General features: G+C 52.9%; 9 protein-coding genes. 4 read left to right on the top strand and 5 right to left on the bottom strand.

Annotated features, from left to right (window positions below; genetic code table 11):
- Nucleotides 1–455: 455 nt before the first annotated feature.
- The 3 genes from KIH86_RS24575 (at nucleotide 456) to KIH86_RS24565 (ending at nucleotide 3,686) form a co-directional block, all read left to right on the top strand.
- A complete protein-coding gene (locus KIH86_RS24575; RefSeq protein WP_223083572.1) occupies nucleotides 456–1,955 on the top strand; it encodes a TROVE domain-containing protein in 1,500 nt (499 codons plus the stop codon).
- Between the two features lie 33 nt (nucleotides 1,956–1,988).
- Complete coding sequence (locus tag KIH86_RS24570; protein ID WP_223083571.1) at nucleotides 1,989–2,771, top strand: nucleotidyltransferase domain-containing protein; 783 nt, start codon at nucleotides 1,989–1,991, stop codon at nucleotides 2,769–2,771.
- 75 nt (nucleotides 2,772–2,846) lie between these two features.
- The gene (locus KIH86_RS24565; protein ID WP_223083570.1) at nucleotides 2,847–3,686 is read left to right on the top strand and encodes an aldo/keto reductase; all 840 of its coding nucleotides are present in this window, start codon (nucleotides 2,847–2,849) and stop codon (nucleotides 3,684–3,686) included.
- A gap of 102 nt (nucleotides 3,687–3,788) precedes the next feature.
- Here KIH86_RS24565 and KIH86_RS24560 read toward each other — a convergent pair whose 3' ends face one another.
- The 5 genes from KIH86_RS24560 to KIH86_RS24540 all read right to left on the bottom strand — a co-directional run bounded on the left by KIH86_RS24560 (nucleotide 3,789) and on the right by KIH86_RS24540 (nucleotide 10,302).
- A complete protein-coding gene (locus KIH86_RS24560; RefSeq protein WP_223083569.1) occupies nucleotides 3,789–4,910 on the bottom strand; it encodes a GerAB/ArcD/ProY family transporter in 1,122 nt (373 codons plus the stop codon).
- Between the two features lie 27 nt (nucleotides 4,911–4,937).
- Complete coding sequence (locus tag KIH86_RS24555) at nucleotides 4,938–6,113, bottom strand: Ger(x)C family spore germination protein (RefSeq protein WP_223083568.1); 1,176 nt, start codon at nucleotides 6,111–6,113, stop codon at nucleotides 4,938–4,940.
- A gap of 9 nt (nucleotides 6,114–6,122) precedes the next feature.
- A complete protein-coding gene (locus KIH86_RS24550) occupies nucleotides 6,123–7,637 on the bottom strand; it encodes a spore germination protein (RefSeq protein ID WP_223083567.1) in 1,515 nt (504 codons plus the stop codon).
- Nucleotides 7,638–7,925: 288 nt separating this feature from the next.
- Nucleotides 7,926–9,650 carry a GMC family oxidoreductase N-terminal domain-containing protein gene (locus KIH86_RS24545; protein ID WP_223083566.1) on the bottom strand — a complete coding sequence of 575 codons (1,725 nt, stop codon included), beginning with the start codon at nucleotides 9,648–9,650 and terminating at the stop codon, nucleotides 7,926–7,928.
- Nucleotides 9,643–10,302: a hypothetical protein gene (locus KIH86_RS24540; protein ID WP_223083565.1), complete on the bottom strand. Its 660-nt coding sequence runs from the start codon at nucleotides 10,300–10,302 to the stop codon at nucleotides 9,643–9,645. The genes KIH86_RS24545 and KIH86_RS24540 overlap by 8 nt, the downstream gene beginning before the upstream one ends.
- Before the next feature lie 422 nt (nucleotides 10,303–10,724).
- On the opposite strand from KIH86_RS24540, the gene KIH86_RS24535 reads away from it, so the two are divergent.
- Complete coding sequence (locus KIH86_RS24535; protein WP_223083564.1) at nucleotides 10,725–11,720, top strand: GGDEF domain-containing protein; 996 nt, start codon at nucleotides 10,725–10,727, stop codon at nucleotides 11,718–11,720.
- Nucleotides 11,721–11,800 lie beyond the last annotated feature (80 nt).

The raw sequence follows: 11,800 nt of genomic DNA, 5'->3' as shown, positions 1-11,800 counted from the left end.
TAATCCCCCGTTCCAGACCTCTCTCTTCATTGTAACAGGGGCGGGATTTGGGCGGAATGGAAAACTTTAGTTCAGTGTCGTAATACTTACGCCATGTTCGCCGTCTCCATAATGAGCGAAGATAGACACAGAAAGCCGGCGCGGATGCGGCGGCTGGCTATAAGATCATCCGAGGCGCATGAAAGGGTTACTTCGACTTCTAATCGGCTTGTCGTTGGTTCGAATCCAACTTCCTCCGTGTGGGGGAATAGCTCAGTTGGTAGAGCAGCATTGTACCTTTTCGAATCTTTCTTCCTCGGTGGTCTATTGCAATGATAATCCTGTGAGGCGCAGGGATGGGTTACTTCGAGCTGATCGACCAATGGCAATACCCGGGCAATACGGCAGGTTCGACTCCTGCAGCGTACCTATCCCGCCTCTTCCTCACAGGGTTTCATTTAAGGAGGATTCCATTCATGAGCATGGCAAAGAAGCTGTTCGGAGCAATTAGGCCGAATACATCCAATAAAGATCAATATCCGGCGTTTGTGCGATCAGTCGAGGAACAATATGTGCAGACGTTGCTAACCAATACGATGGGGAATACGTTCTATGCGGATCAACAGGAGTTATTCAGCGATGCGGAGCGCCTCCATCGCGAGATGGCGGACCGCAATCCGGTCTTCATGGCGAAAGCCATTGTGTTTGCCCGCAACGAAGGGCTAATGAGACTGCAGCCTTTGTTCGGCCTGGCTATTCTTTCGCTGGTTCATCCGGATTTGTTTGCCAAAATCTTCCTGCAGGTCGTCCGGATTCCATCCGACCTGTCCGATTTCATGACGATAATGAACGGGCTTGGACGCGGTGAGGGCGGCCGTGCCGTCAAGCGGCAGGTGAACCGGTTCCTGGCGGGCGTATCCCAGTACTGGGCGATCAAGTATAACGGACGCGGGCGCAGGTACAGCCTGGGGGATGCCATCGCAACCTGTCACCCGAAGCCGGAGGACCTCAAGCAGCAGGCTTTGTTCCGGTATTTGCGCGGGCTTGAGACCAATCTGGCCCTGCTGCCTCAAGTGGAAGCCATGGAGCGGCTGAAGCTCGCTTCAACCGAGGAAGAGCAGATTGCATGGATTGAGCGCGGCAAGCTTCCGTATGAAACGGTAACCGGCTCGGTCAAGCCGACTCTTGCGGTATGGGAGGCCATCCTGCACCAGATGCCGACATTTGCTCTGCTGCGTCATCTGAATGCGCTGCAGCGGGCCGGAGTTCTGGAGAACAAGCGGAATCTCGACTATGTTGCGAGCCGTCTGTGCGATGAACAGGCGCTCAAGAAAGCCAAAATCCTGCCGTTCCGGTTAGCGTCGGCTTTCCGCCAGGTTGAGCAGCCGGAGCTGCGGGATGCGCTGCGTGAGGCTGCCGAGCTTACATTCCACAACCTTCCCGATCTCGGAGAGCGCACGGCAATCTTCCTTGATATATCCGGCTCGATGAGCGGCCAGTATCTGGAGATTGGCTCCGTGTTCGCGCTGGCGCTGTACAAGAAGACGCAGGGGAACTCGCTGTTCTGGCTCTTCGATACGGAAGTAGAGGACGCGAAGCCGTCCCGGAAAGACAGCATCCTGACTCAAGCGGCACGGATTCATACCCGCGGGGGAACCGATACGGGAGCGCCTGTACGGAAGCTCATCACGGAGCGGAAGAAAGTCGACCAGATTATTATGATCACGGATGAGCAGCAGAACAGCGGAAGTCCCTTTTATGCAGAATTAAGACGGTACCGTTCGAAGGTGAACAGAGACGTAAAGGCTTTTATCATCGACCTTGCCCCTTACCGGCATGCGATGGTCCCGGATCAAGACCCTCAGACCTTCTATATTTATGGCTGGAGCGACACCGTGCTTGGCTATATCGCGCAGTCCGTGCAGGGTTATTCTTCTCTGGTTGAGCGGATTGAAGGGCTTCGTTTAGACGATTAAGGGAAAAATAGATGGATAAGGAGGAGGACACCCATGTCCGATATAAACCAGGTCATTCTGGAAGAGTTAAGAAGCATCGAAGAGGAAGAAGGGGTTCGGATTCTGTATGCCTGTGAATCGGGCAGCCGCGCATGGGGGTTCCCCTCCAAGGACAGCGACTACGACGTCAGATTTATTTATATCCGGCCAGTAGATTGGTATCTATCCATTTTTGATAAACGGGATGTGATTGAACGGCCTATCAGCGATATGCTCGATATCAACGGATGGGATTTGAGAAAGGCGCTCAGCCTGTTCCGCAAGTCGAACCCGCCGCTGCTGGAATGGCTTCAATCGCCGATCGTGTATAAGGAGAACCGTCTGATAACCGAACAAATCCGGGAAATCTCGCCCTTAACTTTTTCTCCAAAATCGTGTATCCATCATTATCTGCATATGGCAAAGGGGAACTACCGCGACTACCTGCAAGGGGATCAGGTCAAGATCAAAAAGTATTTCTACGTTCTCCGTCCGATCCTGGCCTGTGAATGGATTGAGAAGTACGACGCCATGCCTCCAATCGAATTTGACCGGCTTGTCGAGGAGCTGGTGGCGGCGGGAAGTGACCTGAGAGCGGTTATAGACGAACTTTTGGTCCGTAAAAGAGCGGGTGACGAGATGGACTTTGAGCCCCGAATTAATCCGATCAATGAATATTTGGAAGAAAGGATCGCGTATTACGAGCGGACGGCACCCGGAATGCGGCCTGGTGACGGAGATCAGGATCAGCGGCTTGACGATTTGTTCCGGTCCGTGCTCCATGACGTATGGGGTTGAGCAAATTTGTATTCCAAATTAGACTCTTCTATGATTATTAGGTAGGGAAAAGCCCAACCAGACATAACGAGGAGTGTGCATACTGTGGAATTGGTCACATTGAACGACGGGCTGAAGCTGCCTGCCATCGGGTTTGGAACGTATTCGCTCAAGGGATCGGAAGGAGCCAAATCCATCGCAGGAGCCATTGATCTCGGTTACCGGCTGTTGGATACAGCGTTCAATTACGAGAACGAAGGCGCTGTCGGCGAGGCAGTCCGGCAGAGCAGCGTGCCGCGGGACGAGTTGATCATCACCTCGAAGCTGCCGGGACGCCGCCATGCTTACCGGGAGGCTCTGGAGACCATTGAGGAGTCGGTCTACCGCGCAGGCTTGGACTATTACGATCTGTATTTGATTCATTGGCCCAATCCCCGGGTCGGCCAATATGTGGAGGCGTGGGAGGCGATGGTTGAAGCCCGGAAGCGGGGTCTGCTGCGCTCGATCGGCGTCTGCAACTTCCTGCCGGAGCATACGGAGACGCTGATCCGCGAGACGGGCGTCAAGCCGAGCATCAACCAGATTGAGCTGCATCCGTACTTTAACCAGCGGGAGCAGCGTGAGTGGGATGCCAGGCAGGGCATCACGGTGGAATCGTGGAGTCCGCTTGGCCGCAACACCGATTTGCTGGGACAGGAGATTCTGTCCGACATTGCCAAGGCCCACAACAAGAGCGTGTCGCAGGTTGTGCTGCGCTGGCATGTGCAGCTCGGCGCGATTCCGATTCCGAAGGCATCTTCCGCAGGGCATCAGCGGGATAATCTGAATATTTTTGACTTTGCCTTGTCGGCGGACGAGGTGGAGCGCATCAACGGGCTGAGCCGCGCATCGGGCCGCATCAACGATCAGGACCCGGCAGTATACGAAGAGTTTTAAGGGAGCCTAATTCATGGCCTCCGGTTCATGGCTTCATGAACCGGGGGCTTTTTGTTGTGACCGATTGCCTGGAGGCTCACTTGTTCCGCGTTAGGGAGCTGGTTATGCGTTATCCGCCGGCGCCGCAGATGCCGGATTTTTCCGTTGTCGCAGCTTCCCAACAATAAGCAGGAGCAGAGGCAGTCCGAGCATATTGACGGGCAGAGCAATCGGAACCAAGTATTTTTGCAAATAATGAGTGGACGCTTGGGTAACATCTTGCGGAATCAACGCAAAGATAAAAATGACCGGAGCAACCAGCCAGATCATCTTCCTCCAGTTGCGGACATTCAGGAATTGAGCGGTTCCATAGCTCATGATGAAGAGATACACAGCCAGTTTAATAAATACACTGGTGATCCAGATGACGATCGGGACTGCGTCGATATTATCGATAAAACCGAACAGCGAGATTTTTTTGGCCATCTCGATAAAAGGATACCAGATGTCAGGGGACAGATTCGTTCCGATGGTGACGATGATCATCATCGTGGTTAACAGCACCATAGTAAATGCAGTGAGGACCGCACTGAATACATATGGGGTTCCTTTGCGGGTCTCATTCAAGAATGATGCGAACATCAGATATTCAATAGAGTGCCCGAGGTACGAGGCTGGAGCCAGCGAGCCGCCCAGTATTCGCGTCAAACCGCTGTCCGCATATACCGGCAGGAGGTTCTTCACATTGACGTTGGTTATGTTAGCGATCAGGACAAGCGCGACCATGAGCAGAATAATGGGACCCAGAAATTCGCCACAGCGCCCAATGCCTTCGATTCCCCCAACATAGGTGACGTATACAATTAAGCAAATCATCAGAAGCATGATTGCTTCCTTGGGCGTCCGATGCAGCAGCATGATTTGGACCACATCGGTGAATTGGTGAAGAATGATCGGGGTAATCGTATACCATTCGACCAAATAGATGAAGATGATCACTTTCCCCAGCCATGCTCCCAGAATCGTCTGACAGGATTCAATCAAGGTCTGATTCGGGTAGAGCTGCGCGACTTGTGTCACCAGCAATGCAATCAGCATGGCGATGCAGCCGGCCGCGATGATGGAGATCCAGGCATCCTGCTTTGCGGCTTGCAGGCTCGGGGTGACCGTCACAACAAGCGTCATCCCGAGGTTCATGATCATGATGATCCAGAATGCCTGTATGCCCGATAATTTCATTTTCATCTTGAACAACTCTCTTTCAATAGAGGGTCAATCTGTACTATGGATATACACGGGTTGTTGTGTTTTCCCTGTTCGTGTCACCTTGATGTCTACCTCAACGTTAATGGGAACAGTGGGGTAGATGTCGATCCAAGTGTTTTTTATTTTTTTCCATGCATAGGGGTGCTGGATATGGATTTCTTCCCCAATGCCGAGAATGTCCGCCCCCAGCTCTTGGGTATGCGCGAGCAGGCTCTTCGCATCCTTGTGAATTTGCTGAGATACCAGCGTTTCCAGACGTTTCATGTTCGGACTCTTGCTTAGATCAAGATCGGTGTCGTTGTCGACGGCCCGGACAGTAGCAGCGAGCTTGATCCCCACTTCAGGCCGCCCGTTCTTGATCTTGGTGTGTATGCTTACTGTTTTATGCAGAAGGTCTACACCAGCAGTTCCCTTGTACCTTTCATTTTCCGGTTCCAACTGCACCGTATAGCTCATCTGATAAATGTGACCCATCCACCATCGCAGCAGCTTCATTTCATTAGGAATCAGGTATTCAAGCAGTTTATTGCCCCGGTATACGGCAAGCTGGTCGATCAAGAATGTTTTCTTGCCATCTTTATTCGTGACGATTCGAATGGCAGCGGTAGTTGGCTCTCTCCCTCGCGAGGATATGGCATCCAGAAACTCATCGATTTTGACCGGATAGCTCCATTTCCCGGCTTGAATTTTGGTGATGCCAATCCCCGGAATTAGCTCAAGCTGATAAGGCGTATTCAGGATGTCTTGGGCTGTTGATCCAGAGGCTGTGATCACATAGCTATTGAAGCGGTGCTCGGGTGACCGGATTAATGAATCCAGTGCCTGGTTGATTCCATGCCGGGCATACTGCTCCCCGATAATAATGACTCCCCTGTGACCGAAATAGAGGCTGCGAGACAATTGCTGCTGCAATTTGCCCATAATATCCGATGTGCTTTTACCTTTGGCGGAAATGACAAGATGTGATTTCTTGCCGCTGCTTCCGGAGGTTACGGCACTTGGAATTCCCGTGGGAAGAGCAATCTGCAGCGAGATCTCAAGCTGTCCGTCATCCGCAAGGTCAAGACCGGTAGCCATGACCAGGGCAAGGTCGTCCATCTCCTGGCGGTCCCAGCAGCCGGTCGTCAATCCGAGGATCACGAGAACGATAAGGAACCCGAAAGCCTTGTGTGTTATGGTCATGGGTTTCTTTCACTCCAGTCGACGCTTGGTATGCTGCCGTCTCCTCAAGAGCCTCCACGGGGCTCTTAATAATGAATCTGCCAGTCCGCTGAAGCTGAATGGTGCAATAGGCGTCATATAGGGCACGCCGAAGGAGGATAGATTCGCCAGATGGATCAGGATGGCAAGCATACCAACCCCCACGCCATATAATCCGAAAGTTGCGCCGAGGAGCATGAGCGGGAACCGTATCAGGCTGATGGCCTGGCTCATGCCCGGGTTGGGGATGAGGAATGAAGCGATTCCCGTAGTAGCAACAATAATGATAATGGGAGCCGAGATGATGCCTGCTTGAACAGCGGCTTGTCCGATAACAAGGGCGCCTACAATGCTGATCGTTTGACCAACGGGACGAGGCAGACGGATTCCGGCTTCGCGAAGCGCCTCGAATGTGACCTCCATGATCAAGGCTTCCGCCATAACCGGAAAGGGAACAACTTCCCGAGCGGCCGCGAGGCTGAGCGCCAGGCTGGTCGGGATCATCTCCTGCTGGAAGGTCGTGACCGCAATATAGATGGACGGGAGCGCCATCGCCAGGAAAGCGAACAGATATCTCAGCCATCGCAGCAGCGTCGCGAAAATGAAATTCATGTAATAGTCCTCGGCCGTCTGAAACCCGAACCAGAAAGTAATGGGCAGGACGAGTGCCATCGGCGAACCGTCTATGAGGATGGCAATCTTGCCTTCGATCAAGGAACCTGTAATCATATCGGGACGTTGGGTTGATTGCATGACGGGAAAAGGCGAGTAAGGATGATCGCTGATCAATTCCTCGATATAGCCGGATTCGAGCACACTATCCATGTCGATTCCTGATATTCGTCGCTTCACCTCTTCTACCACGCTGGGCTGAGCGATATCCTCAATGTAGATAACCGCAATATCGGTCTGCGATAGCTTACCCGCACATAGCTTCTCCACCTTCAGCCGGGGCGTCCGGAGCCGATGGCGGATGATCGCCATGTTGATGTCGAGCTTCTCGATGAAGCCGTATCGCGGACCGCGAATGATCGCCTCGGTGGTCGGCTCCTCCAGCTGGCGCTGCAGCTTGTCTTTAATTTGAAAGGTGAAGGCTTCCGTGAAGTTGTCAATGAATAAGGCAATGTCTCCCCTGACGATCCCCTGCACAATTTCATTCATATCCGAGACGATTCTGGGTTGTACGATGGATGCCAATTTATATTGCAGCATTTCATATAGCTGCGCTGAGGTATCGGCAGGATCGAATTCATACAGCATAACAGGCTCCAGAAAGCCCGTGTCCCACAGCTGCTTGTCAATCAGTTCGTCGAGATAGACGGCTACGCCGGGCATGGAGCCGAAGCATTGGAGTTTGCGTACGACAAGATCGGAGCATTTGGCGAAAATTTGCTGAATGGCATATAAATTGTCGTCCAGCTTGCCGGAAATCTTGGATTCAATATCAGGCTCAAGGTTCTTCAGCTTTTTGTCGAGAAGACCGGAGGCTCCCGCTTTCTCCTTCATACCCTCCACTCCTTTCCAAAATTACCATACCCATTCATTGTCAAAATATTCAAAGGGTAAGGCTTAAGAGGCGGACTCCCAAGGTTATGCCTGACCTTGGGGGTTCGCCTCTTCGGGTGATGACGGGAGAATATGACCGGAATCTCTGAGCATACTGCTTGCATAGGGAACGAATACAAGTGAAAGGGAGCGGGGGTAGACGATGAAGATTATCGGTAAGGCTGCCGCCTTCTTGGTGATCGTGGCTATATCCGGATTCGTCCTTTATTATGCGGTCTCGACAGGCGGCTAAGTGAAGTACTTGATCGCGATTTTCTCTGCGGTCCGGGTAGCCAATGCTTGAGTCGTGAGTGTCGGATTCGGGCCGCCGATTCCGTTAACATGTACGCTGTTATCCGCAATAAACAAGCGCTTTACTTGATAAGCTTCGCAGTTGGTATCGATAACATACCCCATCCGCATCGTGCTTTCGAGATGAAGCAAGAAGGAGAAGGGGGTATCGGAACGGATAATCGTCGTTGCCCCGGCTTGCCGGAGCGTCTCGGAAGCATGTCTGGCCAGTTGATCGCGCCTCTTCAGCGTCTTGGGGCTAGGCGTATAATGGATGACAGGAACCGGACCGTTCTCGTCCTTCAGCAGCGGATCGACTTCAACCCGGTTTCGATAGAGCGTCTCGTCATCCGTGAGAAGCAGCATGCTCATCGTCCGGGAATAGTTCATCATCAGCTCTTTGAGCTGAGGACCTGCGGCACGGCCGCGAATCTGCCAGGGTTCTCCCGGCTGCGGCGGATTCAGAGCGTCATATCCGGCTTCGCTGAATCCATAAGTTAAGTAGGACATTAATCCGGGGCTCAAGCAAGAAACCTGGAATATCCCGGTCCCGGGAATTTCAACCCGGGCTCCGGAAGTGTGGCCGACATAGGGGTAGGCGGCAGGCATGCCCAGGATATTCATCAGAGTCTTCTCATCAAAGACACCGGCGACCCAGTCGAAGCAATGATTGGTCAGTCCTCTCCCGACCCATGCGTTCTGCGGAAGCCCCGAGTTCAGCCACAGACGCGGTGATTCGATACAGCCGGCGGCCATCACAACAGTCCTGGCCGTTAATTCACCGACTTCCCCTGTCCACGTATCCCGGAATTGCACACCGATCGCGCGCAGGCCTTCCTTCGGGTCCTGCGCTGTTAAAATTTTGATAGCGAAGGAATTAGGCCGGATTGCGACGTTGCAGGTTTTTAGCGCAAGCGGAACATAGCTGACCAGGGTGCTCCGCTTGGCTATTTTATCGACTGAAGGACCCGATGTACATCCGTTGACACAATTTCCTTTCAGCGTACACCCTTCCATATTGGACAATTGCTCCAGTGGGTAACGGGGGTCCATCAAATGCTCATTAGGCGGCAATATGGCGTTCGGATTTGGACGATACCCCGGAGTGGTGATGTCAAGCGTCTTAAGGAGCGGCCAGCCGGCTTTTTGAGCGCCGTAATAAAACAGCTCTTCCTTGGGTGTTGTAGGCGAGAACTGTACGGGCAGGGTCGCTTCGACTTTTTCGTAATACGGAACTAGCTCCTGATAGCTGATCGGCCAAATACCGTCAATTGCAGCGGGATAAGCGCGCGGCGATTGGGTCCAATAGTGCTGGGTCGTCCCGCCGACTCCGGATGCCTGCCAGATGGCGCCTTTCTGGGGCATAACCCGGTTCCAGGGCGCACGGCGGCGATCGGCAGGCCCGAAACGGAACACGCCGGATACCACATCGTTCATATTGTTCTCGTACGCATTGTAGATCCGTTTGTAAATGCCCACATCCAGGTCGTTATAATCGCCGCTCCATTCCCCGCCGCGTTCGCTGTTCGGATGCTGCCATTGCTTGTTGCCATACCAGGGCCCGGCTTCCAATACGAGAACCTTCAGCCCGGCTTCCCCAAGCTCCTTAGCCACGACGCCGCCACCTCCGCCGGAGCCAATGACTATGACGTCCGCGTCAAATCCTGCTTCTGCATTATACAACGGCAGATTTCCCTCCTTCCCTTACGATCGTCAGCTTATACCCGAGCAGAGCGCGATATCCGGGAACCACTCCCGGGTACCCTGCCTGACACCAGCCGATCGGAAAATATTCCAGGCTGCGTTCGACAGGTGTTCTGAGCCTGGTCGTGCCGTAAGCTGACCATTCGGAATAATGGCCGAATATCGTCTGCCTGTTCAGAAAATTCACCATAAACCGGACCATTCCGCCATTGTTCCGATAGGGCGGCGGCAAGGCTCCAAGATCCACGTTCAATTCTTCCAGCCTCTCGAGCACACGGATACGGTCAGCCGGAGACAGCGAGGAGAACGGGCTGATCTCCCGATCCGGACAATCGGGGGCATGCTGTGCCTGCCCCATGGCAATGAATTGAACGGCTGCTGCGTTCAGCATTCCGGCGGTGGGAGCGGACAGCGGAATGATGGTCAGATAAAGTCCATTCATAAGGGAAAGATTGTGGTCCAATTCCCAGATCATATATTCATGAATACATAAATCAGCAGCGCCATAGGTTTGCCAGCTTCCGTACGCAGCAAGCGCCGGGGTGTTAGGAACGATCGCCTCAACCAGTGCCCGGAATGTTGCAAGGACCCGGGCATCGGGAGCGGTACAATCGGATGGTGCGGATTTCATAAGAGCATTCCTCCTTGGGAATCTGTATGCTGCCAGTCTGCGGTGCCTGATTACTCATATCTATTCGGTTAGTGGGGGAAACAGACGGTGCAGAAAAGCATGGTATTCGGTTGCAACTATGAGGCTCGGACTTCTTCGCGAATGCGAAAGATAACATTGGGAGGGGGTTGTATTTTGCCTAGCACAATATTTGGCTCCAATTGATCCATCTTTGCACTGACCGTCTCATTTTCCAGCAATAACGCGGTCTGAGGGAGAATGTGGCGAGCTGCTCGGTCAAAGGCATCCGAAAACGACCGGTGGAGAATGCGCCTTTAGTTTCATCTTTTTTTAATATATCTATATTGAATAGTCCTATAGTCATGGTAAAATTGGTACATAAGTTTGAGTAGCCTTTGAGTGGGCATTGGGGAGGGATCAAGATGATCGAGTTTATTGCGGGAATACTGGCGGGGACGGTGCTGGCTTATGCCCTTTTCCGTTACTCGATCAACGGAGGCAGCCGGCGGCAGGCGGCGATCCCTGCTGATGAGAACGAGAAACGGCTGCTCGGCCTGGTGGAGAATACGAAAGACGGTATTTATTATTTAGAGCTTCAGCCCAAATGGCGGTACCGCTATGCCTATCCTCCGTTTGAGCAGACATATGGCGATGAGCAGGGAAAGCTGGTGTATGATCATCCCAAAATGGCCTTGGAACGGGTGCATCCGGATGACCGGGACGCGCTGCTGAAGAAACTGCGAGGCGAGGTGGATTATAATCTGCCAATCATCTATCGGGTGGCAATGGGTAATGAGGCGGCCCGGAACGGCGAGTATACCTTGTTTGAGGAATATACGACTCCAGTCTATCAGGATGGAGAACTGGTGGCGATCCAGGGGATTCTGCGCGATATTACCGAGAAGCATGAGCTCCAGAAACAGCTTGAGTACCGCATCTCGCATGATACGCTGACCGGGCTGTATAACCGGGATTATTTTGAGAAATGGAAGGATACCTACGACAAGAATGAGGTTACCGCAGTGGCTCTTGTCATCATTGATCTGGATAACCTGAAGATTGTGAACGACACGCATGGTCACCGTACGGGGGACACCCTGCTTAAGGCGGCTGCTGCGTTCATGGAGGCCTATTCTTCGGAAAAAGTTCAAGCGGCAAGAATCGGCGGGGATGAGTTCGCCTTCATGATTACGGATACCGGACGGGAGGAGCTGGAGGAATGGCTGCAGGACTTGGTCCGGGATTTGTCCGATTACAATGAAGGAAGGGACATTCCGCTCCGGCTGTCTGTCGGTTTCGCGCTCAGCGAAGTATCCGTCGGCCGTATGGAGGCTCTTTATGCCGAAGCGGACCGGAGAATGTACGAAGACAAGAACAGGAGAAAAGGCGGCGGCGCTTCCTGTGAATTCCAGGGTTAGGATGATTTCCATGTCTCCCTATGCTTCTGGGGGAAAAAGGATCGACAAAGAGGGATTGCCCAAACCGGGCAATCCCTTTA

It is taken from the genome of Paenibacillus sinensis, from assembly GCF_019904155.1.
Classification (GTDB): Bacteria; Bacillota; Bacilli; order Paenibacillales; family Paenibacillaceae; genus Paenibacillus_AQ; species Paenibacillus_AQ sinensis.
Note: the sequence above shows the minus strand (reverse complement) of the source record. Positions and strands in the feature narration are given on the sequence as shown.

Bases quoted from the DNA above. Each gene is read 5' to 3' on its own strand.
- KIH86_RS24575 (WP_223083572.1), top strand. From the start codon at position 456: ATGAGCATGGCAAAGAAGCTGTTCGGAGCAATTAGGCCGAATACATCC.
- KIH86_RS24570 (WP_223083571.1), top strand. From the start codon at position 1,989: ATGTCCGATATAAACCAGGTCATTCTGGAAGAGTTAAGAAGCATCGAA.
- KIH86_RS24560 (WP_223083569.1), bottom strand. From the start codon at position 4,910: ATGAAAATGAAATTATCGGGCATACAGGCATTCTGGATCATCATGATC.
- KIH86_RS24555 (WP_223083568.1), bottom strand. From the start codon at position 6,113: ATGACCATAACACACAAGGCTTTCGGGTTCCTTATCGTTCTCGTGATC.
- KIH86_RS24550 (WP_223083567.1), bottom strand. From the start codon at position 7,637: ATGAAGGAGAAAGCGGGAGCCTCCGGTCTTCTCGACAAAAAGCTGAAG.
- KIH86_RS24540 (WP_223083565.1), bottom strand. From the start codon at position 10,302: ATGAAATCCGCACCATCCGATTGTACCGCTCCCGATGCCCGGGTCCTT.
- KIH86_RS24535 (WP_223083564.1), top strand. From the start codon at position 10,725: ATGATCGAGTTTATTGCGGGAATACTGGCGGGGACGGTGCTGGCTTAT.